This window comes from Corallococcus carmarthensis, assembly GCF_003611695.1.
Taxonomy (GTDB): Bacteria; Myxococcota; Myxococcia; order Myxococcales; family Myxococcaceae; genus Corallococcus; species Corallococcus carmarthensis.
This window is the reverse complement of record NZ_RAWE01000002.1, coordinates 1-21,388: the sequence shown is the minus strand read 5'-3', so window position 1 is coordinate 21,388 and position 21,388 is coordinate 1. Positions and strand designations below refer to the sequence as shown.

The 21,388-nt window shown below is 70.8% G+C and carries 21 protein-coding genes and 1 tRNA gene; 11 read left to right on the top strand and 11 right to left on the bottom strand.

Features of this window, described 5'->3' with window-relative positions:
• Positions 1-3 precede the first annotated feature (3 nt).
• From D7X32_RS00765 to D7X32_RS00750, 4 genes are all read right to left on the bottom strand, one after another.
• Positions 4-1,086 carry a HEAT repeat domain-containing protein gene (locus D7X32_RS00765; protein ID WP_120600555.1) on the bottom strand — a complete coding sequence of 361 codons (1,083 nt, stop codon included), beginning with the start codon at positions 1,084-1,086 and terminating at the stop codon, positions 4-6.
• Positions 1,087-1,130: 44 nt separating this feature from the next.
• Positions 1,131-1,541, bottom strand: coding sequence for a hypothetical protein (locus D7X32_RS00760; RefSeq protein WP_120600554.1), 411 nt, complete (start codon positions 1,539-1,541; stop codon positions 1,131-1,133).
• 3 nt (positions 1,542-1,544) lie between these two features.
• The gene (locus D7X32_RS46115; RefSeq protein WP_208752263.1) at positions 1,545-3,179 is read right to left on the bottom strand and encodes a hypothetical protein; all 1,635 of its coding nucleotides are present in this window, start codon (positions 3,177-3,179) and stop codon (positions 1,545-1,547) included.
• 96 nt (positions 3,180-3,275) lie between these two features.
• Complete coding sequence (locus tag D7X32_RS00750) at positions 3,276-3,662, bottom strand: VOC family protein (RefSeq protein ID WP_120600553.1); 387 nt, start codon at positions 3,660-3,662, stop codon at positions 3,276-3,278.
• A 112-nt stretch (positions 3,663-3,774) separates the two neighbouring features.
• Here D7X32_RS00750 and D7X32_RS45250 point away from each other — a divergent pair, with 112 nt between their 5' ends.
• From D7X32_RS45250 to D7X32_RS00740, 3 genes are read left to right on the top strand one after another with little or no spacing between them, the layout of a single operon-like run.
• Positions 3,775-4,233, top strand: coding sequence for an SAF domain-containing protein (locus tag D7X32_RS45250; protein ID WP_158625564.1), 459 nt, complete (start codon positions 3,775-3,777; stop codon positions 4,231-4,233).
• Complete coding sequence (locus D7X32_RS00745) at positions 4,230-5,033, top strand: SAF domain-containing protein (RefSeq protein WP_158625563.1); 804 nt, start codon at positions 4,230-4,232, stop codon at positions 5,031-5,033. The genes D7X32_RS45250 and D7X32_RS00745 overlap by 4 nt, the downstream gene beginning before the upstream one ends.
• A gap of 1 nt (position 5,034) precedes the next feature.
• A complete protein-coding gene (locus D7X32_RS00740) occupies positions 5,035-5,430 on the top strand; it encodes an SAF domain-containing protein (RefSeq protein WP_120600551.1) in 396 nt (131 codons plus the stop codon).
• Between the two features lie 7 nt (positions 5,431-5,437).
• Here D7X32_RS00740 and D7X32_RS00735 read toward each other — a convergent pair whose 3' ends face one another.
• On the bottom strand, positions 5,438-6,004 hold the full coding sequence (locus D7X32_RS00735) for a DNA-3-methyladenine glycosylase I (RefSeq protein WP_120600550.1): 567 nt from the start codon (positions 6,002-6,004) through the stop codon (positions 5,438-5,440).
• Positions 6,005-6,080: 76 nt separating this feature from the next.
• Positions 6,081-6,785 (bottom strand): class I SAM-dependent methyltransferase, encoded by a 705-nt coding sequence (locus tag D7X32_RS00730; RefSeq protein WP_158625562.1) that lies wholly within the window; start codon positions 6,783-6,785, stop codon positions 6,081-6,083.
• A gap of 106 nt (positions 6,786-6,891) precedes the next feature.
• On the opposite strand from D7X32_RS00730, the gene D7X32_RS00725 reads away from it, so the two are divergent.
• Positions 6,892-8,547 (top strand): FAD-binding dehydrogenase, encoded by a 1,656-nt coding sequence (locus tag D7X32_RS00725; protein WP_120600549.1) that lies wholly within the window; start codon positions 6,892-6,894, stop codon positions 8,545-8,547.
• Positions 8,548-8,601: 54 nt separating this feature from the next.
• Here D7X32_RS00725 and D7X32_RS00720 read toward each other — a convergent pair whose 3' ends face one another.
• Entirely contained in the window at positions 8,602-9,054 is a 453-nt protein-coding gene (locus D7X32_RS00720; RefSeq protein ID WP_120600548.1) for a GFA family protein, read from the bottom strand.
• Positions 9,055-9,198: 144 nt separating this feature from the next.
• Here D7X32_RS00720 and D7X32_RS00715 point away from each other — a divergent pair, with 144 nt between their 5' ends.
• Entirely contained in the window at positions 9,199-11,172 is a 1,974-nt protein-coding gene (locus D7X32_RS00715) for a S9 family peptidase (protein ID WP_120600547.1), read from the top strand.
• Between the two features lie 46 nt (positions 11,173-11,218).
• On the top strand, positions 11,219-12,355 hold the full coding sequence (locus D7X32_RS00710; protein ID WP_244238797.1) for an alpha/beta fold hydrolase: 1,137 nt from the start codon (positions 11,219-11,221) through the stop codon (positions 12,353-12,355).
• A gap of 15 nt (positions 12,356-12,370) precedes the next feature.
• On the opposite strand, the gene D7X32_RS00705 is transcribed toward D7X32_RS00710, so the two are convergent.
• Positions 12,371-12,868, bottom strand: coding sequence for a MarR family winged helix-turn-helix transcriptional regulator (locus tag D7X32_RS00705; RefSeq protein WP_120600545.1), 498 nt, complete (start codon positions 12,866-12,868; stop codon positions 12,371-12,373).
• Between the two features lie 55 nt (positions 12,869-12,923).
• Here D7X32_RS00705 and D7X32_RS00700 point away from each other — a divergent pair, with 55 nt between their 5' ends.
• Positions 12,924-14,201: an MFS transporter gene (locus D7X32_RS00700; RefSeq protein WP_120600544.1), complete on the top strand. Its 1,278-nt coding sequence runs from the start codon at positions 12,924-12,926 to the stop codon at positions 14,199-14,201.
• A gap of 6 nt (positions 14,202-14,207) precedes the next feature.
• Here D7X32_RS00700 and D7X32_RS00695 read toward each other — a convergent pair whose 3' ends face one another.
• Positions 14,208-15,179 carry a quinone oxidoreductase family protein gene (locus tag D7X32_RS00695; protein WP_120600543.1) on the bottom strand — a complete coding sequence of 324 codons (972 nt, stop codon included), beginning with the start codon at positions 15,177-15,179 and terminating at the stop codon, positions 14,208-14,210.
• Positions 15,180-15,262: 83 nt separating this feature from the next.
• Between D7X32_RS00695 and D7X32_RS45245 the strand changes: the two genes are divergently transcribed.
• The 4 genes from D7X32_RS45245 (at position 15,263) to D7X32_RS00680 (ending at position 19,165) form a co-directional block, all read left to right on the top strand.
• On the top strand, positions 15,263-15,421 hold the full coding sequence (locus tag D7X32_RS45245) for a hypothetical protein (RefSeq protein WP_158625561.1): 159 nt from the start codon (positions 15,263-15,265) through the stop codon (positions 15,419-15,421).
• Between the two features lie 99 nt (positions 15,422-15,520).
• Positions 15,521-15,605: transfer RNA gene (locus D7X32_RS00690), tRNA-Tyr, on the top strand.
• 106 nt (positions 15,606-15,711) lie between these two features.
• Positions 15,712-16,254, top strand: a complete 543-nt coding sequence (locus tag D7X32_RS00685) for an HNH endonuclease (RefSeq protein ID WP_120524460.1) — start codon at positions 15,712-15,714, stop codon at positions 16,252-16,254.
• 88 nt (positions 16,255-16,342) lie between these two features.
• Entirely contained in the window at positions 16,343-19,165 is a 2,823-nt protein-coding gene (locus D7X32_RS00680) for an AAA family ATPase (protein ID WP_120600542.1), read from the top strand.
• A gap of 94 nt (positions 19,166-19,259) precedes the next feature.
• Here the strand turns inward: D7X32_RS00680 and D7X32_RS00675 are convergent, their stop codons facing one another.
• Both D7X32_RS00675 and D7X32_RS00670 read right to left on the bottom strand, forming a co-directional pair.
• Positions 19,260-20,060 (bottom strand): hypothetical protein, encoded by an 801-nt coding sequence (locus tag D7X32_RS00675; RefSeq protein WP_120600541.1) that lies wholly within the window; start codon positions 20,058-20,060, stop codon positions 19,260-19,262.
• A 184-nt stretch (positions 20,061-20,244) separates the two neighbouring features.
• Positions 20,245-21,388 (bottom strand): M56 and MltD domain-containing protein (locus D7X32_RS00670; protein ID WP_120600540.1); only part of this gene is annotated, 1,144 nt, incomplete at its 5' end.

The following is a 21,388-nucleotide window of genomic DNA, read 5'->3' as shown; positions in this document are numbered from 1 at the left end:
CGATCAGGGAAGCTGACCCAGCAGTTCGTAAAGGGCCTCGCGCGTCAGCCCCACCGCGTCGCGAGCCACCGTCTCCAGCATCCCCTTCGCCCGGCCCAACTGGGCCGGGTCCGCCTCCTCCAGCGCGGCCACCGCGGCCTCCTGGATTTCGCGCGACGCGGCCGGGCCCAGCTGGCCCTTCAGCAGGAAGAGGGCCTCCGACGCCGGAGCACCAGAGCGCACCAGCGCCACGGCCGAGCGGGCCGCGACGTGGGGGCTCTCATCCCGGAGGTGCTCACGCAGGGCCGCGATGGCGGCGGGCGACAAGGGACCGCTCAACCCCAGCAGGGACGCCGCTTCCTGGCGGATGGGCGCCTCCGGCGCGGTCAGCGTGCGCAGGAGCGCGGGCTCCAGGTCCGGCAGCACGGGCGTGGGCCGCGCTTCCCCATGCAGTTCGTCCAGCAGGCCCCGCAGCGACACCAGCGCCAGGTAGAGGCGTGCGCCCTCCGTCTTGCGGACCTGCTCCAGCAGCCGGGGCGCGGTGAGGTCCGGGGCCAGGGGAGCCAGCGCGGCCAGGGACTCCAGCGCGGAGAAGGCCACGGGCTCCTCGTCCTCCAGCAGCCCCAGCAGCCGGGGCAGCTCGGACGCCGCGGCGGTGCCCAGCCGTCCCACGACGCGCGCCATGGCGCTGCGGACCGAAGCCTGGGGGTGCTGGAACATCCCGTCCAGCGCGGCGAGCTGGGAGGGCTCCACCCGGCACACCCCTGCGAGCACGCCCGCCGCGTTCTCCAGCGCGGGGGACTCCGCGTCCATCCGCGCCAGCACCGTCAACACGCTCTGGACGGCGAGGCCGGTGAGGCCCGCCTGCGGAGGCCACCAGCCGCGCTGCAACAGGAACAGCAGGGGCTCCGCGACCGCCGTTCCGGGCCGCCCCAGCTCCTCCAGCAGCGCCCGCGCGGTCCGCTCCCGCGCATCCGGCGCTCCAGACACCAGCAGCTCTTCCAACGCCGACAAAGACTCCTCACGCGCTCCCGCATCGCGTGAGGAGAGCCGGCCCACCCACTCCTCCACCGTGCGAACACGGCCCCTGTTGCGCTCCGAAGACATGGCTCCAGGCTAGCGCACCCCCTCGGAGGGGCCAGGGGCTCGTGCTACGGGGAGACCTCGGTGACGTGGCCTTGCGCGTCCACGTTGAAGTGAAGCGTCCCCCGGTTCTTGCCCACCACATACAGGGCGTATCGGCCCCCGGGCTGGAGTGCCCGGGGCCCGTCCAGGACGGTGAAGCCCTGCGGCACCTCGCCGTACGTCAGCGAGGCCACGCTGGCGAGGTCGCCGAACGGCTCGGCCCGCAGCTGCCAGTACATCTCCCCTGCCCGGTCCAGCACCTGGACGGTGTTGTAGCGGGGGCGGTCCGCGTGCTCCGGATCCTCCACCTGGAAGCGGGGAGCGGGCAGCTGCCGCGCGCCCTCCACCAGGGACACCTGGAGGACCGGACGGCACGCGGTGAGGAGCAGGAGCAGGATCCAGGCCCACCCCAGACTGGCGACGCGCGGCGACCTCATGGATTACGGAGCCCCTTCCCCGGCCCGCACCTGGGCGACGGCCGCGTTGATCTGCGCCGTGTAGTCCTTGCCGTTGAAGTGGAAGCCGGCGGAGGGGTTGGCGAAGTAGCCGGCGAGCTGGGCCTGCTGGAGGAACTCCGCCTGCTGCTCCGGGTTGAGCTCGCTCCAGGCCTTGCCCGCGTCCAGGCCCTTCTCGAAGTCGTAGCCGTCCCCGATGTGCTGGGCCACGAGCGCCTCGCTCATGTAGTCCGTGCCGCCGTTCTGGTGCTGCCAGACGTGCGCCGACTCGTGCACCAGCAGGTCCGGCGTCAGGGGCAGGTTGTCCGGCGGGATGTAGATGGTGTTGCCGTGGGTGAACGCGCGCCCGGTGGTGCTGAACAGGCCGGAGTTGCCCTCCTTGATGCGCATCTGCGAGTAGTCGATGGAGTCCCCGTAGACGCTCTTCAGCGTGGCGATCTCACTGTCCGACAGCTTGCGCGCGGGCGGCTCCACGCCAATCAGCGTCTGGATGGCGCTGAGGGCCCGGCCCCCCATCATCAGGAGGGCGTCCACGGGCGTCTGCACGACGGCCTTCAGCAGGCCCACCCCCATCTGCTTGAAGCCTTCACCGAACTTGCCCTGGAACAACTTGCCGATGCCGCCGAAGAAGGTGCCTATCCCCTCTCCAATGTTGCGGACCGCGCCCACGACGGTGCTGACGGCGCCGGTGAGCAGGCTCCGCACGCCGTCACCCACGCGGGTGGCCGCCGTCTTCACGCCGCTCCAGACGGACTTCGCCGCGTTGCCCACCCAGTTCGCCGCGGTGGTGACCGCGCCACCCACCGCCTTGGCCGCCGTGGTGACCGCGCCACCCACCGCCTTGGCCGCGCTGGTGACCGCGCCGCCCACAGCCTTCGCCGCGCTGGTGACCGCGCCGCCCACCGCCTTCGCCGCCGAGCCGACCGCGTTGCCCACGGCCTTGGCCGCGTCGCCAAGGGCCTTGAAGGGGTTCCAGAACTCGACCTCCTTCGCCTTGCCGTCCACGACGATGGTGCCCTTGTCGTTCTCCGCGCGGATGTCCGCCACCTGCTTCGGGGACAGCTTCTCCCCGGACAGGATGCGGCGGAACAGCTCGCCCTCGTCGCCCTGGGTGTCCTCGGTGTTGAGCTTGGTGTCCAGGTGGTGGCCCGCCTCCTCCACGTAGGTGGAGGCCGCCAGCGACGGGTCCAGCGACTCATTGATGAGCACCGTGCCGGATTCCGCGTCGTAGGCGCCGTTGGCCCCGTTCAGCGTCTCCGCGGACACCGTGCGCACCGGCGGCAGCCAGCCGAAGTCGCCCTTCAGGGCCTGCTGCCGGAACTGCTCGGCCTTGCCGGCGTCGTAGCCCTCGCCGTAGACCGTCCGCATCGTCTCGTGGAACTTCTGCTTGTCCGACGCCATCGCGCCGAACTCGCGCTTGAACGTGGACGTCACGTCCGGCTGCTTGGACACGAACGCGCTCTGCTCGGAGAAGCCCGCCCGGCGCGCCGCCACTTCCGGTGCGCGCGGCTGCGTCCCCTGCGCCGCGTTCCCTCTTGCCGTTCCCGCCGGCTGACCACCCGCCGCGAGCCCCTTGCGAGGCTCCTGCGGCGGAACCCTGGGTTGAATCCGCATCGTCATCACATCCCCCTCGGTGAAGCATGAACAGTCAGGACACAGCGTAAACCCTGTCCGACCTGGGGTGACATACGACGACCGGCCGATAGCCGGGGGGCGCTAGACCTGGGCCATCTGGATGAGGTTGCCGCAGGTGTCCTGGAACATGGCGACGGTGACGGGGCCCATCACCGTGGGCTTCGTGTGGAACACCACGCCGTGTTTCAGCAGGCGCTCATATTCCGCCTGACAGTCGTCCACGCCGAACGACGCCGCCGGGATGCCCGCGTCGAACAGGGCCTTCTGGTAGACGCGGGCGGGCGCGAAGCCCAGGGGCTCCAGCAGCAGTTGGGTGCCCTCCTGCGCATCGGGCGAGACGACCGTCAGCCACCGGTGCTCGCCTCCCATCGGGACGTCGACCTTGAGCACGAAGCCCAGGACCTCCGTGTAGAACTTCAGGGCCTTGGACTGGTCCTCCACCATCACGCTCGTCACAGTGATCCGCATTCCGTGTCTCCCGGCATCCCGTTGGAGGCGGGATGCTGGTCCATCCCCCCCTTCCCGTCCATGGCGGAAGCAGGCCGCGCAATGCCTTGGCGAATTGCGCTAATATGGGGGAATGAAATTCATTGAGGGCCTCCTGCTGGGAGCTGGGGTCGGTGTGCCTGTCTTGGGATTGCTCGCCGGGTTCATCGCGTACTCCCAGGTCAAACACGAGGAGCAGCAGGTCCGCGCCAGATGGGACCTGGTGCCGGCCCTCGTCGTGGGCAAGGACCTGCGTCCAGGCGAGACCCTGGACTTCAAGAACCTCTCTTCCCGCTCCATGCCCCGGCGGCTCGTCACGAGCTCCGTCCTGAGGCCGGAGTCCGCGAACTACGTGGTCTCGCAGCCCGTCCTGATGCCCCTCCAGGCAGGGGATCCCCTGCGCATGACGGCAGTGGAGCCCCCTGGGGATGCCGTCGCGACGCAGGTGGCCGCCGAGTGCACCCGGCAATCCAACACACGCCCCAATGCCTCCCAGGTCGACGCTTCCATGGAAGCGATTCGCGCGCGGCTGGCCGGAGCCCAGACCCCATGAGTCCCTTCTTGAGAGGATTGGGCGTGGGCATCACCATCAGTGTCCTGGGAGCCGGGACCTTCGCCGCGGTCACCACGCGCAAGTATCTGGCGCGCGTCCACCAGGGCTGGGCGACCCGGCCCGCGCTCCTGCTCACGCACGACGTCGCGCCTGGACACGTGCTCACGGAGGAGGACCTCACGGAGGTTCTCCTCCCCGAGCAATTCCTCACCTCCGCATGGGTCCCGGGTCCGGAGCGGGCCACGGTGCTGGGCAAGGCCGTCACCCTCCCCGTGGAGAAGGACGCGCCCCTGCTCTGGACCAGCTTCGCCCTCTACCATCCCGAGCAGGTCAGCGCCTGCATCGCGGCCGTGCACCCCGGGTTCCAGCAGGCCTTGGACCGCACGCGTGCGGAGCTCCTGGCGTCGCTGTCGCAGGAGGCCCCTCCTTCCAGGGCCGTGCCCCCACCACCGCCCTTCCAGTTCGACGCGGACCGGCAGGCCCTGGTGCTGGTGACCACCGCCGAGGTGAAGAAGGGAGACCGGATCGAGGCTTCGGCACTCGAGGCCCGGAAGCTGCCGCGCGCCCTGGTGACCGCGAGCCTGGTGCCCGCGGAGGCCCTGAAGTCCGTCGCGGGCGCCGTCGCCGTGGTCCCTCTCGCCGCGGGGGAGCCCGTTCGCTGGCAGTTCCTGGCGGACCCGAAGCAGCCACGCTCCGTCGCGCTGTGCGCGCGGCAACTCGAAGAGGCCGGGGAGAAGAACGCCCCCGCGTTGGAGCAGCAGGTCCAGGCCTTCTTCAACGAAACGCGGGAGGGACGCTGACATGGGGACGATGCGGCCGCGGATGCTGGTTCCGGTGCTGTTGTTCGCGCTGACAGGAGGCGCGGCTCCGCCTTCCGAGGAGGCGAAGGGTTTCGTGCTGGTCTCGGTCCGGGACATTCCCGCCGGGGAGCAGGTCCAGGAGCAGGACCTCACCGAGGTCCCGCTCCCGCCGGAGTGGCGCTCCGAAGGGCTGATCAATCCGTCAGGACGCGCCTACATCGTCGGGCAGCGGCTCCAGCTGCCCGTCCTCAAGGGGGACATCTTCGCCTGGGCGCTGTTCGAGAACCGGCGCGACATGTCGTTCAGCGAGTCCTGCGTCAAGGCGCTGGGGTGGCCCCGCGACGCCGCGGAGCAGGTGGCCCGCGCCAGGCAGGTCCTGGTGGAACGCCAACCCTGAGCCGCGCTCAGCGGTGCCGCACGCCGTGCCGGAAGCAGTCCACCGTGTGGTCATCCACGATGCCCGTGGCCTGCATCCACGCGTAGACGATGACCGGCCCCACGAACTTGAAGCCGCGCTGCTTGAAGGCCTTGGCGTACGCCTCCGACAGCTCCGTCTTCGCCGGCACGTCGCCCCGGCCCTTCCACGCGTTGCGGAGGGGCTTGCCGCCCGCCATGCCCCAGACGAACGTGGAGAAGTCCTCGCCCGCCTCCTGCATCTTCAGATAGGCGCGCGCGTTGCCGATGGTCGCTTCAATCTTCGCGCGCGCCCGGACGATGCCCTCGTCCGCCATCAGGCGCGTGACGTCCTTCTCCGTGAAGCGCGCCACCACCTTCGGGTCGAAGCCCTTGAACGCCTTCCGGAAGGCCTCGCGCTTGCGCAGGATGACGATCCACGCGAGCCCCGCCTGGAAGCCCTCCAGCATCAACATCTCCCAGAGCGCGCGGCTGTCGCGCACCGGCACGCCCCACTCCTCGTCGTGGTAGGTCTGGTACAGCGGATCCGTTCCCACCCACACGCAACGCTGTTGCATCCGCGCTCTCCGGCTCGTGGCCCGAGGCAGGGCTATCACGGAGACTGAACGGGCGGCCAGTCCCGTCGCGGGTCTTTCAGCGCGGCCGGGTCAGCAGCGCGAACAGCCCGTCGCTCCACCACCGGCCGCGCAGCCCGGGCACGAACCGCTGCCAGTACACGCTGCTGCGCGGGATGCGTCCGGGCAGCGGATAGTCGAAGTCGATGGACTGGAAGCCCGCCTCCACGGCCATGCGCCGCGCGTCCAGTTCGGTGATGGGGGTGATGTGTCCGGAGTCCCGGTAGTCCTGCTCGCAGAACGCGGGGAAGTAGCCCCGGACCAGGAAGGACAGGCGCGCCGTCAGGCTGTCGTTGTTGGGCGTGGTGAAGAAGAGGTGGCCGCCGGGCTTGAGGACACGGAAGGCCTCCTTCACGAAGTGGCGCGGGTTGGCCAGGTGCTCCAGCACCTCGATGGCGAACACCCAGTCCACCGACCTATCGCCCCACGGCAGCGCGTCCCGGGACACGTCCCGCAGCTGGAACTCCACGCCCGGCAGGCGGCTGGCGCCCGCGTCGTGGATGTCCGTGCTGAGGATGCGCTCGACGGCCGGGTTCCGCTGCAGCCGGCTTATCCACCCGCCACTGCCCGACCCCACGTCGAGCACCACGCCGAAGGCCCGCTGCCCCGCCACGCTCCAGGCCGCGTCCCGCAGCGGCTCCGGGGACAGCCCTTCCTGACGCTGCGCGTAGGCGGCGGCGTCATGGCCCAGCGGTCCCGCGTCGCCTTTCGCTCCTGGCTCCATGCGCGGGAGTCTACCCTCCGGGCATTGCGTTGCGCAGGTGAAGGGCCGTCTGCGATTCGCGCGAACCGCTATCATCCGCGCGCCAGATGCGACCGGGAGGCACGGCATGGGACAGGAAGTGGATGTCATCGTCGTGGGCGGAGGGCTCGCCGGACTCGTCGCCGCGACCGAGCTCGCGGATGCGGGCAAGCGCGTCGCCGTGGTGGACCAGGAGGGACCGCAGAACCTGGGCGGCCAGGCGTTCTGGTCGTTCGGCGGCCTGTTCCTCGTGGACTCGCCCGAGCAGCGGCGCATGGGCATCAAGGACTCGCACGCGCTCGCGCTGGAGGACTGGATGGGCACCGCGGGCTTCGACCGCGAGGAGGACCACTGGCCGCGCCAGTGGGCGGAGGCCTTCGTCGCCTTCGCGGCGGGCGAGATGCGCCCCTGGCTGGTCCAACAGGGCATGAGCTGGTTCCCGGTGGTGGGCTGGGCGGAGCGCGGCGGCTACGGCGCCGTGGGCCACGGCAACTCCGTCCCCCGCTTCCACGTCACCTGGGGCACCGGCCCCGGCGTGCTGGAGCCCTTCGTGCGCCGGGCCAAGGCCGCTGAAGCCCAGGGGAAGATCGTCTTCCACTTCCGCCACCGCGTGGACGAGCTGCTCACCCAGAACGGCGCGGTGGTGGGCGTGCGCGGCATGAAACTGGAGGCCACGGACGTCCCGCGCGGCGCCAGCAGCTCGCGCGTGACGGCGGGCGACTTCGAACTGCGCGCGAGCGCGGTCATCGTCACGTCCGGCGGCATCGGCGGCAACCACGAGCTGGTCCGCAAGGCGTGGCCCCAGCGCATGGGCCCCGCGCCGAAGTTCATGATCCAGGGCGTCCCCGACCACGTGGACGGCCGGATGATCGCCATCACCGAGGCCGCGGGCGGGCGCCTCATCAACCGCGACCGCATGTGGCACTACACGGAGGGGTTGAGGAACTGGAACCCCATCTGGCCCCGCCACGGCATCCGCATCCTGCCGGGCCCCAGCTCGCTGTGGCTGGACGCCACCGGCAAGCGCCTGCCGCCGCCGCTGTACCCCGGCTTCGACACGCTGGGCACGCTGGAGCACATCGCGAAGACGGGCCACGAGCACACCTGGTTCATCCTCAACCAGTGGATCATCAAGAAGGAGTTCGCGCTCTCCGGTTCGGAGCAGAACCCGGACCTCACCGGCAAGGACTGGCTGGGCGTGCTCAACCGCGCCGTGGGCAAGAAGGCCATGGGCCCGGTGGAGGCCTTCAAGGAGAAGGGCGAGGACTTCGTCGTCTCCGACAACCTGCGCGACCTGGTCGCCGGGATGAACGCGAAGACGGAGACCCCGCTCCTGGACTTCGCCACGGTGGAGCGCGAGGTGAAGGCCCGCGACCTGCAGATGGACAACCCCTTCAGCAAGGACCTGCAGCTGGCCGCCATCCGCCAGGCGCGCAACTACCGGGGCGACAAGCTGGTGCGCACCGCGAAGCCGCACCGCATCCTGGACCCCAAGGCGGGGCCGCTCATCGGCGTGAAGCTGAACATCCTCACGCGCAAGACGCTGGGCGGCTTCGAGACCGACCTCCAGGGCCGCGTCTTCAACGCCCAGGGGAAGACCATCCCAGGGCTCTATGCGGCAGGCGAGGTGGCCGGCTTCGGAGGCGGTGGCGTCCACGGCTACCGCGCCCTGGAAGGGACGTTCCTGGGCGGCTGCATCTTCTCCGGCCGCGCCGCGGGCCGGGCCGCCGCGGGGAATGTGTAGTCACGGGAAGTGACGGGCAGGGGCACCAAAGGGCCCCTGCCCCTCCGGGTGACTTCAGGCGACGGCGGGCTGGAAGGGCCACGGCGTGGGGCGCAGCCCGGCCGCCCAGTTGTCGTGCCGGCCGTCCCAGTACCCGAAGGTGAGCAGCGACGGATCCACGTCATCCAGCGTGTTGACGTAGATGGAGACGAACTTCCCGCCCAGCTCCGGGACGTCGCCATCGCCGAAGCACACCACGCCGCAGCGCGAGCAGAAGCTGCGGGTGTTGGGGCTGCCGTCGCGCCCGTACTTCTTGATGGCGTCCTGGCCCTTCAAGAGCCGGAAGGCGTCAGGCTTCATCCCCGCGCCGCCCCCGTAGCCGTACTTCATGCAGATGGTGCAGTTGCAGCGGCTCACGTTCGCCAGGTCCACCCTGGCTTCGTAGCGCACGGCGCCACAGAGGCAGCCCCCCGCGTAGGTCTGCACGCCGTTCTTGGCAGGGTTCTTCTGAAGGTCGGTCTGGGTCATGGCGGAAGCTCCGGTGCCGCGTTGAGAGAACGCACCCCTTATCCCCCCGGCCGGTGACAGCCTTATGTCAGGTTTGTCGCCAGTCCCTGTTGAACCCGGGGAGGCCTGGGCCACAGTGCACGGTCCGCCTTTCCCGGAGGCCCCATGCACGCCTGGAAGTCCCTGTCCCGTCTCCTTGCCCCCACGCTGCTTCTTCCGCTGCTGGGGGCCGCTCCGCCGGCCGCCACGCCCGCTCCCAAGCCGGCTCCGGACGTCAGGGCCGTGGCGGGTGGACCGGCGTCCCGGCCGTTCAAGCAGTACACGGTGGAGCAGTTCATGGGGTCCACGGAGGTGATGGCCCCGGTCTTCACCTCGGATGGCAAGCAGCTGCTCTTCTCGTCGAACGCGTCCGGCATCTTCAACGTCCACAGCGTGCCGGTGGGTGGGGGCAAGGCCACGGCGCTGACGCGCTCGAAGACGGACAGCATCCGGGTGGTCGGGGCATTCCCGCGCGACAGCCGCTTCCTCTTCGAGCGCGACCAGGGCGGCAACGAGCAGACGCACGTCTACGTGCGCACGCCGGATGGCAAGGAGAAGGACCTCACCCCCATGAAGGAGGGCGTCGCCGGCTTCCTGGGCTTCAGCCACGACGACAGCGCTTTCTACATCACCACCAACGAGCGCGACCCGGGCGCCATGGATGTGTACCGCCATGACGCGAAGACGTACGCGCGCACGCTCCTGTTCCAGAACGACAAGGGGTTGGGCGTCGCCGCCGTCGCCCCGGACGAGAGCTGGGTGGCGCTGGAAGAGGCGGTCAGCACGTCCGACGGCAACGTGTGGCGCTACGACGTCGCGACGAAGACGCTGAAGAACCTCACGCCCCACACGGGCGCGGCCCGCTACCAGGTGGGGGACATCCACCCCGTCACCGGGGAGCTGTACGTCATCACCGACGACGGTTCGGAGTTCACCCGCGTGGTGCGCCCGGCGAAGGAGGCCGGCAAGTGGGAGGACGTGGAGAAGGCGGACTGGGACATCTTCAGCACCACCTTCTCGCGCTCGGGGGCGTTCCGCGTCTCCATCCTCAACGTGGACGCCGGCTTCGAGGTGCACCTGCACGACGTGAAGGCCGGCACCCGGGTTCCGCTGACGCAGTTCCCCGCCGGGATGATCTCCGACGCCATCTTCTCCCGTGACGAGAGGCAGCTGGCGGTCCTGATGGAGACGGACCGCGCCTCCGCGAACCTCTACGTCCAGGACCTGGCCACGAAGAAGACCACGCGCGTGACGGACACGATGACCCGCGAGCTGGCCCCGGAGGACCTGGTGGACGCGCAGGTGGTGCGCTTCAAGTCCTTCGACGGGATGGAGATCCCCAACCTGCTCTACAAGCCGCGCCAGGCCACGGCCGAGCACAAGGCCCCCGCGCTCGTCTTCGTGCACGGCGGCCCGGGTGGGCAGACGAGCCGGGGCTACAACAACTTCGTCCAGTACCTGGTCAACCAGGGCTACGTGGTGCTGGGCATCAACAACCGGGGCAGCGCCGGCTACGGCAAGGCGTTCCTGAAGGCGGACGACCAGAAGCACGGCAAGGAGCCGCTGCGCGACTGCGTGGAGGCGCGCAAGTACCTGGCCAGCCTGCCGTACGTGGACGGCTCGCACGTGGGCATCATCGGCGCCAGCTACGGCGGCTACATGGTGCTGGCGGCGCTCGCCTTCCACCCGGACGCCTTCGACGTGGGCGTGGACGTCTTCGGTCCCTCCAACTGGCTGCGCACGCTGAAGGGCATGCCGCCCCAGTGGGGCGCCTTCCGCCAGGCCATGTTCCAGGAGATGGGGGACCCGGAGAAGCAGGAGGCGATGCTCAAGGAGATCTCCCCCCTCTTCCACGCGGACAAGATCCAGAAGCCGCTGCTCGTCGTGCAGGGCGCCAACGACCCCCGCGTCCTCCAGTCGGAGTCGGACGACATCGTCGCGGCGGTGAAGAAGAACGGCGTCCCGGTGGAGTACCTGCTGCTCCCCGACGAGGGCCACGGCTTCAAGAAGAAGAAGAACGAGGCGTTGGTGGACCGGCGCGCCCTGGAGTTCTTCAACCGCTACCTGAAGCCCGCGACCGCGCCAGCCCCCAAGCCCTGAGGGGCGCTTTACAGTACCTGCACATGCAGATAATCCTACCGGCGTGATGACTTCCATCCGCCGGCCGGCCGTCCTGTGGTCCCTGCTGCTGGGCCTGGGGGGCCTGCCCCTGGGGTGCGCCACCGCGCGTCCCCAGGCCGTTGTTCCTCCGGTGGCGGTACCGGCTCCGGTGTCCACGCCGCTGGAGGCCCGGGAGGCGGACGCGGTCTTCACCGGCCACCGCTTCCAGGACGGGACGGTGCTGCCGGAGGTCCGCATCCACTACGCGACGCTGGGCACGCCGCGCCGGGACGCCTCTGGCGCGGTGACGAACGCGGTGCTGATGCTGCACTGGACGGGCGCGAACGGCGCGGTGCTGCGGGGCCAGCCCTTCCAGGACGCGCTGTTCGCGCCGGGCCGCCCGCTGGACGCGACGAAGTACTTCCTCATCTTCCCGGACAGCGTGGGCCACGGCCGCTCCAGCAAGCCGAGCGACGGCGCGCGCACGAAGTTCCCGGCCTATGGCTACCGGGACATGGTGGAGTTCCAGCACCAGCTCGTCACCGGGACGCTGGGCATTACGCGCCTGCACGCCATCGTGGGCCTGTCCATGGGTGGCATGAACGCGTGGCAGTGGAGCGAGCTGTATCCGGACGCGGTGGAGGGCGTGATGCCCATCGTGTCGCTGCCCACGCGCATCGCGGGACGCAACCTGCTGTGGCGCCGCTTCGTGTCGGGGCAGGTTCGCGGCGACCCGGAATGGAAGGACGGCTTCTACACCGCGCCGCCCCGGGGCTGGCTGGAGGCGTTCCCGGTCTTCCGCATGATGCTGGACGGGGTGCCGCACCTGCAGGCCACGCTGCCGGATGCGGCGGCGGCGGATGCCTTCATCGCGACGGCGCGGGCGCAGGCGGCGGGCATGGACGCCAATGACATCCTGTACGCGCTGGAGTCCTCCCGGGACTACGACCCGGAAGGAGCGCTCGACGCCATCCAGGCCCGCGTGTTCGCGCTCAACTTCTCCGACGACGAGTTCAACCCCGTCTCCCTGCGCACGCTGGAGACGCTGATGCCCCGGGTGAAGCGCGGGCGCTTCGTGGTGCAGGAGGGCAGCGCGAGCTCCTTCGGCCACTTCACCCAGGCGCACCCCGAGCTGTGGGCGGATCAGGTCGGGGCGTTCCTGAAGTTCCTCGAGGAGCGCTGAGCCGTGGAGGTGCGCTCAGCGGCGGCGGCGGGCGGCGGCCTTGGGAGCGGGAGGGGCTTCGGCCTGCGCTTCGGCTTCGCCCAGTCCGGTGCGGGAAACGGCGGCCAGCAGGTCGCGCAGCGCGGAGGCCTGGGTGTCGCCCACGGCGCGCTCGAAGTCGGCCTGGGCGCGCAGCCAGAGGGGGCGGGCCTTGCGGTAGACGCCCTGCCCTTCCGGCGTGATGGCGATGGCGCGCTGGCGGCGGTCGGCGCGGCCCACCTCCAGCACCACGAAGCCGTCCTTCAAGAGGGGCCGGAGGTTGTGGGTGAGCGTGGAGGGGTCCATGACGAGCTGATCCGCCAGCGCGTTCACGGTCAGCGGGCCCTGGGATTGGACGCGGTGGAGGATGGAGTACTGCGTCGTCCGGATGCCGCTGGGCGCGAGCACCTGATCATAGAACTGCGTGACGTGGCGGCTGGCCTGACGCAGCGCCAGGCAGTTGCAGAGGGTGCGCTGGGGATCGTCTTGGGACATCGCGGCTGGGAAGTATACGTGGGCCCGGGCGTGCCCGCTTGAAGGAGACACCGTCATGAGGACACACCGTTTCCACCATGCCTGGGTGATGGCCGCGGCCATCTTCATGGTGCTCCTGTGCGCGGCGGGCGTGCGGGCGACCCCGAGCGTCTTCATCGTCCCGCTGGAGCGGGAGTTCGGCTGGAGCCGGGCCCTCGTCTCCTCGGCCGTGTCTGTGAACCTGGTGCTCTACGGATTGGTGGGGCCGTTCGCCGCGGCGCTGATGCAGAAGTTCGGCATCCGGCGCACGACGCTGGTCTCGCTCTGCATCATCGCGACGGGCGTGGCGCTGACGAACTTCATCCACGCGCCATGGCAGCTGCTGCTCTTCTGGGGCGTGCTGGTGGGGCTGGGCACGGGGACGACGGCGATGGTGCTGGGCGCCACGGTGGTGCAGCGCTGGTTCGTCGCGCGGCGCGGGCTGGTGATGGGCCTGCTGACCGCGAGCACGGCGACGGGACAGCTGGTGTTCCTGCCGCTGCTGGCGATGTTGGTGGAGCACCATGGCTGGCGCGTCGTGTCCTTCACGGTGGCGGGAGTGGTGGCGGCGGTGATTCCGCTGGTCGCGTGGCTCGTGCGCGACCGGCCTTCGGACGTGGGGCTGAAGCCCTACGGGGCCGCGCCGGATGCAGAAGAGGTGAAGGCCTCCAGCGTCAATCCACTCGCCAACGCGCTGGGGGCACTGGGGCGTGCCTCGCGCAAGCGGGACTTCTGGCTGCTCGCGGGGAGCTTCTTCATCTGCGGCGCGACGACGAACGGGCTGGTGGGCACGCACCTGATTCCGGCGTGCATGGACCACGGCATCCCGGAGGTGCGCGCGGCGGGGTTGCTCGCGGTGATGGGCATCTTCGACCTGGTGGGCACGACGGCGAGCGGCTGGATGTCGGACCGCTTCGACAACCGTTGGCTGTTGTTCTGGTACTACGGCCTGCGGGGACTGGCGCTGCTCTACCTGCCGAGCGCCTTCGAGATGTCCGTCTTCGGCCTGCCGCTGTTCGCGGTGTTCTACGGCCTGGATTGGATCGCCACGGTGCCACCGACGGTGCGGCTGACGACACAGACGGTGGGCGCCGAGGACGGGCCCATCGCCTTCGGCTGGGTGGTGGCCGCGCACCAGGTGGGCGCGGGCCTGGGAGCGTTGGGCGCGGGCGTCATCCGTACGTCATTGGAGACGTACACGCCCGCCTGGGTCGTCGCGGGCGTCATCTGCCTCGCGGCGGCGCTGGTGGTGCTGCGCATCGGGCGCGGCTCCGTCCAGGCACCGCCGGTGGTGGGCGTGCCCGCAGCGCACTGAAGGCCCTCAGTCCGCGCCGACCAGCACGACCTTGCCCACCGTGTTCCGCCCTTCCAACTGGCGGTGGGCCTCCTCGGCGCGGGACAACGGCAGCGTCAACCCCACCACGATGCGCAGGCGCTTCGCCACGACCTCCGCCAGCAGCGCCTCGCGCGCCCGGCGCTGCACTTCTGGAGGCGTGGGGGTGCGCAGCCAGTAGGCGCCCAAGGTGATCGACTTCGCGTAGAGGGAGTCCACCTCCACGGGCGGCGGATGGCCGCTGGCGTTGCCGTAGCTCACCAGGTGCCCGAAGGGTGCGAGCGCATCCATGCTGGCCTTCCAGGTGCTCGCGCCCACCGAGTCCAGCACGCGCTCCACCCCGCGCCCCTGCGTCAGCTCGCGCACGCTCGCCGCGACGTCCTCCTGGTCGTAGCGGATGACGGCGTCCGCGCCCACGTCCCGCGCGAGCTTCGCCTTCGCTTCCCCCGACACCGTGCCGATGACGCGCGCGCCCGCCGCCTTCGCGAGCTGCACCGCGAGCAGCCCCACGCCTCCGGCCGCCGCGTGGATGAGCACCGTCTGCCCCGCCTCCACGCGCCCCACGGTGTGCACCACGTGGTACGCCGTCAGCCCCTGCACCAGCAGCGCGGCGGCCTCCGCGAAGGACACCTCCGGCGGAAGCACCAGCAACTCATCCACCGGCGCGACCGCGGCCTCCGCGTAGGCCGCCTTCGTCAGGGCCACGACGCGGCGGCCCACCCAGGACGCGTCCACTCCTGGCCCTACCGCGCGCACCACGCCCGCGGCCTCGCTGCCCAGGATGCGCGGCAGGGGCACCTGGGCGTCGTACAGCCCGCGGCGGCGCTCGGTGTCCGCGAAGTTCACGCCCGCGGCATGGACTCGCAGGAGGACCTGGCCCGGCCCGGGCACGGGCTCCGGCGCGTCCTCCCAACGGAGGACCTCCGGCCCTCCCAGTTGGTGGTAGCAGATGGCTTTCATGCGCGGAGTCCTAACGTCCACCCTGCTTGCTTGTCAGGACTGGATTTCCGCCGCCGTCCCTGGGAGCGAAAGGAGCGGTCCCGATGCGCCAGGCGACGAAGCAGGCCCCGATGAACCTCAAGCACCTGAATCCTTCCGGTCACGGCATCGCTGCGTCCTCGCGTCCCAGCCCGGTGACCGCTCCTTCCACGTGCCGCTGGCGGGACTTCGCGTCCTATCGCCTCGCCTCGCCCGGCTCCTGAAGGCGCCCTGCCCCGTCCCTGACGCGGCATGGCCCTGGAGGCCGGGCTCCCGACAAGGGGACCCGGCCTTCTTCACGTCCGGGCTCCCGCGCACCTTCCGGGGACGTAGAGCGTTACGGAGACGCGTCGGCCTGTAGAGCCGGAGCCCTTAGAAGCCCGCTGGGTTCGACTCCCAGCGTCCCCACTCCCTCACCCACAGAGGCCGCGCACCGGGTGCCGCCTGGACTCCAAATCCGGGCGAGCAGGGTTCGACTCCCTGGCGGCCTGTCCCGCCCGAAAGGCCCCGTGTCATGGAAACGCTGGTGCTGAGCCAGTCCTATGAACCTGTCGCACGCATCCCGTGGCAACGCGCCGTCATGCTGCTCGTGCAGGGCAAGGTGGAGGTCGTCGAGGAGTACGAGGACCGCGTCATCCGCTCGGTGACGGTGGAGCTGCGCATGCCGTCCGTCATCCGCTTCGTGCGCGCCCTGTGGAAGGGCCCGCGCGGCGTGCGCTTCAGCCGCGAGAACGTCTACCAGCGCGACCAGTGCCGCTGCCAGTACTGCGGCCGCAAGGTGACCCGTCCGGAGGCGACGTACGACCACGTCCTGCCGCGCGCGCAGGGCGGCCGCACGAGCTGGGAGAACATCGTCATCGCCTGCGTGCCCTGCAACCAGAAGAAGGGCAACCGCACCCCGGCCCAGGCGCGCATGACGCTGCGCACCGTGCCCGCGAAGCCGAAGCGGCTGCCGGACGCGCTGGTCGTGTCGTTCCTCGTGGAGAAGGGACTGCCCCTGTCCTGGCGCAAGTTCCTGAGGGACGTGGCCTACTGGCACACGGAGCTGGAAGCGTAGGTCCCGGCCCACGGGATGGGCCGGGACTTCGCTTCCGCGCCGCAACGGTTAGAGTGCCGCACGTCGAGGGGGCGTTCCGGACCACACCATGGCGACGAGGAAGAACGAAGACCAGGAGCGGCTCATCGACCGCGACCTCACCGCGATGGCGCGCGAGGGCAAGCTGCCGGCCGCCCACGGCGTGGACACCGCCGTGACGGAGGTGCTGGGGCTGCTGGCGCGTGGAGGCAAGCACCCGCTGCTGGCGGGCGAGCCCGGCGTGGGCAAGAGCGCGCTCGTGCAGGAGGTGGCCCGCCGCATCGCCGAAGGGCGCGTGGACGGGGACCTGGCCCAGGCGCGGCTCGTGGAGGTGTCCGTCGCGAACATCCTGGCGCGCAGCACCCAGCGCCAGGCGGCGGAGTCCTTCGAGGAGCTGCTCATCCACCTGGGCCGCCACCCCTGCCCCATCGTCTACATCCGCGACCTGCCGGTGGCCCTGGGCGGCCCCCTGGCTCCGGTGGCCGTGCGCGCGCTGCGCACCGGCGGCCTGCGCTTCATCTTCGAGACCGAACCCAAGCGCGTGCAGGAACTGCTGCGCGCCGACGAGGCCCTGGCCGAGAGGCTCCACCTGCTGCCCCTCCAGGAGCCGCCGCTGGACAAGGCGCGGTGGATTGTCGGCCGCGTGGCGGAGGAACTGGAGCGCGAGCTGCGGCTGCCCATCGACCCGGCCGCGTGCGACCTGGCGCTGCGGCTGTCCGCGAAGTTCCTCCTGGCGCAGCACATGCCGCGCAAGGCGATTGAGCTGCTCAAGGAGACGGCGGCGGAGGCCGCGGGCGTGGCGCGCGACCACGTGGGGCCGGAGGACGTGCTCACCCGGTTCTGCGCCGCCACGCGCCTGCCCCGCTTCGTCGTGGACGACGCGATGCCGCTGGACCTGGAGGAGACGGAGCGCTTCTTCGGGGAGCGGCTGCTCGGCCAGACGGACGCGGTGGCCGCGGTGCTGCGCTCGGTGGCGCTGCTCAAGGCGGGGCTCAACGACCCGCGCCGCCCGCTGGGCGTGTTCCTCTTCGCCGGGCCCACGGGCGTGGGCAAGACGCAGCTGGCGAAGCTGCTGGCCGAGTACCTCTTCGGATCCGCGGACAGGCTGGTGCGCCTGAACATGGCGGACTACCCCAACGACGGCGACGAGAGCGTGCCCTTCGGCGCGTCGTGGGCGCCCGCGCTGGAGACGCGGCGCGGAGAGCTGTCCGCGCTGCTCGACGGCAAGGTGTTCACCGTGCTGCTGCTGGACGAGTTCGAGAAGGCCGCGCGCAGCGTGCATGACCGGTTCCTCCAGCTCTTCGACGAGGGCACCTTCGTCAACGGCGCGGGCGAAGCGGTGTCGTGCAACAACACGCTCATCGTGGCCACGTCCAACGTGGGCTCGGAGGTGTACCGCGAGGCGGGCCTGGGCTTCGCCGCGCACAAGCGCGCCGACGAGCAGGTGTCGGAGGTGGACCGCCGCATCGCGGAGGCCTTCCGCCCGGAGTTCCTCAACCGCTTCGACGCCATCTGCCACTTCCGTCCGCTGTCGCGCGTGGACATCCGCAAGATTGCCCAGCGCGAGGTGGGCCGGGTGCTGGAGCGCGAGGGCATCCGCGCCCGCGCCCTGGACGTGGAGGTCACGCCGGAGGTGGTGGACCGGCTGGTGGAGCGTGGCTATTCGCCGCAGTTCGGCGCGCGCTACCTGCAGCGTGAAATCGAGAAGACGCTCACGGCGGCGCTCGCGGTGGAGATTGCCCGCCGGCCCTTGCCGCCGGGCACGCCCGTGCGCGTGGAGGCCCGTCCCGGAGGCCGCGTGGTCGCGGTCGCGGAGCCCGTGCCGCCTCCTCGCGAGGTGACGGCGCAGCTGCTGCTGCCCACGCCGAAGGCCGCGGCGGTGAAGCGCCGGTTGGACCGCAAGTCGCTGCTGATTGAAATGGACCGGCTGGTGGGCCGCGCCCGCGCGCTCGCGGTGTCCACGGGACGGCCGGAGTTGGAGGAGCGCCGCGCCGCGCTGCTCGCGGAGACGCAGGCGCCCAACCTCTGGGACGACCCGCTGCGCGCGGCGGACGTCATCCGCGCCTTCCGCACGGTGGAGGCGCAGCTGGGTGAACTGGACCGCCTGGAGGCCGCGTGCCTCTTCGGGCGGCGGCTGGTGCGCGAGGCGAAGAACGAAGTGCAGCTCGGCTCCGCCGCGAAGCAGGTGGAGGAGGTCGCGCGCGAGGTCCAGATGGCGGAGGCGCTGCGGGCGGCGGGGGCGACGCCGTTGGACAACGAGGCGCTGGTGGACATCTGCGCCAGCGACACGTCGGAGCTGCAGAGCGTGTGGGTGCAGGAGCTGGCCACCATGTACCTGGGCTGGGCGCAGCGCCGGGGCTACGAGGCCACCGCCGTCGCGGAGGCGGACGCGCCCGCGCGCGTGGTGGTGCGCATCGCCGGGCCGGGCGCGTACGGCTTCCTCGCGGGCGAGACGGGGCTGCACCGCCGCCTGGAGGACGAGAAGCGCCAGCGCGCGTACGTGCGCGTGCACCGTGGCGGACCGCTGGAGGAGATAGAGCGGGAGCTGCTGGTGCTGGAGGGCCGGCCGGTGAAGAGCCGCGAGGGCGAGTACCTCCAGCGCGTGCGCAACGAAGTCACCGCGAAGGACGAAGCGACGGGCCGCGTGCTCACGCTCATTGGCGCCGGAGAGCTGGACGAGCTCAAGGGCATCGCCGCGCGCGTCGTCGCCGGTCAGGGAGCCAGCACCGACGAGGCCCGCCGCTACTTCCTGGGCCGGGGCGCGCGCGTGGAGGATCCGCGCACGGGCGCGGGGACGCCACGCGTGAAGGACGTGATGCGCGGAGAGCTGGACGTGTTCATCGCCGCGTGGATCTCCCGGTCGCCGCCGGAGTCGTCCACCCCGCTCGCCTGAGAGGTCAGGGCCGGACAGCCCACCGACGTGCGGCGGGCGTCACGGCGACAGCACGGTGCGGTTCAGGGTCATCCCTGCCACGAGCCTGAAGGCTTCAAGGCAGGTAGCCGCGTGCCACCCCCAGACGCATCGCCTCCGCGAGTACGTCCAGGCCCTGCGCGGTGTTGATACGTGAGTGGGACGTGGTGCCGCTGACCACCTGCACCGATCCGCCCAGCACGAAGGGCAGCGGCCGGCGTCCCAGCCGCAGCAGCCGCTCATCGTAGTAGGCGGCCGGAGCGCGCTCGCGCACCAGGCGCGCCAGGGCGACCATGTTCGCGGTGCGCGACGGCTGCATCGCGGGTCCCAGGCACGAGAAGTCGAAGCCCACCTCCGGCAGCACGGCGCCCCGGCCGTCGCGGTCGAAGACGAAGATGACCTGCGACGTCTCCTCCTGCGAACCGCGGACGCTCTTCTCCGTCGTCTTCGTCATCTTCAGGCCGCCCGTGATCAGGGCCGCGCCCAGCGCCACCTGGGTCGACTTCTCCGTGTGCTCACTTTGCGTGCGCAGGGACGAAGCGCCCCGGAGGATGACCGTCACGTCCTCCCAGGCCATCGTGAGCGGTGCGCCCGCGCGAGGCGTGAACGTCGCCTGCGCGGTACCGAACGTCACGGTGCGTGCCGTGACACGCTCCGCCGTCTCCGATTCGTCAATGGCGAGCGCCGCGAGCCCCGCGCCCTGGAGGGTCTTCACCAGGGCATCCGCCGCATCGGGAGCCAGGCGCGCGAGCAGCGCGGGAGGCTCTGGAGCCAGCCGCATGCGAGCCTCCGCCGGAGCCATGCCTGACGCGGCGGCGAGCACCTGCGCTGCTTCCGGAACTTCACCCGCGGGACGAACGAGCGCGACGATCTTCATGGCGTTTCCCACCCCTGGCGCTGAGCGCCGCCATCCTCGCGTGAAAGCAGGTGGCGCGCATCCGAACCCTGGCACTCCGGGAACATTCCCCCAAGGCCTCTGCCGCGCGAATGTCTTCCAGCCGCGCATGGGGCGGAATGGCGCTCAAGCCCCGGGTTGCGCATGCAGCGCCGCGAATCCCGGCTCAGTCGAGCAGGTGGGGGTTGCGCAGCAGCAGCACTCCGGCCTGCACGGTGGCGGTGTAGCCATTGAGCTTGCCAGTGCGCACCAGCTCGCTCACGTCGCGCACACCGGTCTCCGCGATGACGCGGTCCACCACGCCCTCGCCCTGGTTGTACGCCGCGAGCGCCAGCCGCCAGTCTCCGTAGCGCGCATACAGCGCCTGGAAGAGGGTCGCGGCGGCCTCCGTCTCACGCGCCACGTCCAGCCGCTCGTCGCGCCCCGCCTCCACCTTCAGCCCGTAGCGGCGCGCCGTCTCCGGGATGAACATCCACACCCCCGCGCCCCGCTGCCCCGGCGCCATCGAAGGCTCACGGGACGTCTCCGGCAGGTTGCTCACCGCCGACTCCACCATCGCCACCGCGAGCAATCCCTCCGGCAGGGAGCGCGAGCGCAGCGTGCCCGTCATCGCCTCGCGGTGCGCCTGGAGGTTCGCCAGCGCCTTGCGCATGAAGTCGCGGCCCTTCTGCGTGGTGACGAACTTGTTGAGCTGCTCCACCACCGCGGCATCCACCACCACGGGCAGGTCCCCCTCCTTCCGCCCCGCATCCGCCAGGGTACGCGCCTCCGTCAGCGACACCGCGCGCCCCCGCACCGCGCCTTGTGCCCACAACGCCAGCGGCGCGAGCACCAACGCCAGCGACAACGACAGACCCAGGGTGCGAACGGAGCTACGGGGACGGGGTTGGAACACCATGCGGATCCTCCTGACTGTGGGGTGGGACATGCCGGTGACACCGGCGGGAAGAGAGAAGGCACCCGGGACACGCAGCGACGCCTGCAACAGGCACCGCGCATACGCCTCCGCGGACACGTGCTTCACGGTGACGAGCGCCTCGTCACAGGCGAACTCCTGACGCTCCGCCAACCACCGCGAGAACGCCCGAGCGAACGGATTCCAGAAGAAGGCGCTGTCGAACCCCAGCCGCGCGTACGCGAGCACCGTGTCCCGTTGCCGGTGGTGTTGCAGCTCGTGCCGCACCGTGAGCCGGAGCGCCTCCGCGTCCTCCAGCACCGTGGCGGGCACCACCGCCCACGCGCCGCCACCCGGAAACCACACGGAGAACGCCCTGTCTCTTATGCACATCTCCGAGCCCACGAGACGCTCA

Bases quoted from the DNA above. Each gene is read 5' to 3' on its own strand.
- D7X32_RS00765 (WP_120600555.1), bottom strand. From the start codon at position 1,086: ATGTCTTCGGAGCGCAACAGGGGCCGTGTTCGCACGGTGGAGGAGTGG.
- D7X32_RS00760 (WP_120600554.1), bottom strand. From the start codon at position 1,541: ATGAGGTCGCCGCGCGTCGCCAGTCTGGGGTGGGCCTGGATCCTGCTC.
- D7X32_RS46115 (WP_208752263.1), bottom strand. From the start codon at position 3,179: ATGACGATGCGGATTCAACCCAGGGTTCCGCCGCAGGAGCCTCGCAAG.
- D7X32_RS00750 (WP_120600553.1), bottom strand. From the start codon at position 3,662: ATGCGGATCACTGTGACGAGCGTGATGGTGGAGGACCAGTCCAAGGCC.
- D7X32_RS45250 (WP_158625564.1), top strand. From the start codon at position 3,775: ATGAAATTCATTGAGGGCCTCCTGCTGGGAGCTGGGGTCGGTGTGCCT.
- D7X32_RS00745 (WP_158625563.1), top strand. From the start codon at position 4,230: ATGAGTCCCTTCTTGAGAGGATTGGGCGTGGGCATCACCATCAGTGTC.
- D7X32_RS00740 (WP_120600551.1), top strand. From the start codon at position 5,035: ATGGGGACGATGCGGCCGCGGATGCTGGTTCCGGTGCTGTTGTTCGCG.
- D7X32_RS00735 (WP_120600550.1), bottom strand. From the start codon at position 6,004: ATGCAACAGCGTTGCGTGTGGGTGGGAACGGATCCGCTGTACCAGACC.
- D7X32_RS00730 (WP_158625562.1), bottom strand. From the start codon at position 6,785: ATGGAGCCAGGAGCGAAAGGCGACGCGGGACCGCTGGGCCATGACGCC.
- D7X32_RS00725 (WP_120600549.1), top strand. From the start codon at position 6,892: ATGGGACAGGAAGTGGATGTCATCGTCGTGGGCGGAGGGCTCGCCGGA.
- D7X32_RS00720 (WP_120600548.1), bottom strand. From the start codon at position 9,054: ATGACCCAGACCGACCTTCAGAAGAACCCTGCCAAGAACGGCGTGCAG.
- D7X32_RS00715 (WP_120600547.1), top strand. From the start codon at position 9,199: ATGCACGCCTGGAAGTCCCTGTCCCGTCTCCTTGCCCCCACGCTGCTT.
- D7X32_RS00710 (WP_244238797.1), top strand. From the start codon at position 11,219: ATGACTTCCATCCGCCGGCCGGCCGTCCTGTGGTCCCTGCTGCTGGGC.
- D7X32_RS00705 (WP_120600545.1), bottom strand. From the start codon at position 12,868: ATGTCCCAAGACGATCCCCAGCGCACCCTCTGCAACTGCCTGGCGCTG.
- D7X32_RS00700 (WP_120600544.1), top strand. From the start codon at position 12,924: ATGAGGACACACCGTTTCCACCATGCCTGGGTGATGGCCGCGGCCATC.
- D7X32_RS00695 (WP_120600543.1), bottom strand. From the start codon at position 15,179: ATGAAAGCCATCTGCTACCACCAACTGGGAGGGCCGGAGGTCCTCCGT.
- D7X32_RS45245 (WP_158625561.1), top strand. From the start codon at position 15,263: ATGCGCCAGGCGACGAAGCAGGCCCCGATGAACCTCAAGCACCTGAAT.
- D7X32_RS00685 (WP_120524460.1), top strand. From the start codon at position 15,712: ATGGAAACGCTGGTGCTGAGCCAGTCCTATGAACCTGTCGCACGCATC.
- D7X32_RS00680 (WP_120600542.1), top strand. From the start codon at position 16,343: ATGGCGACGAGGAAGAACGAAGACCAGGAGCGGCTCATCGACCGCGAC.
- D7X32_RS00675 (WP_120600541.1), bottom strand. From the start codon at position 20,060: ATGAAGATCGTCGCGCTCGTTCGTCCCGCGGGTGAAGTTCCGGAAGCA.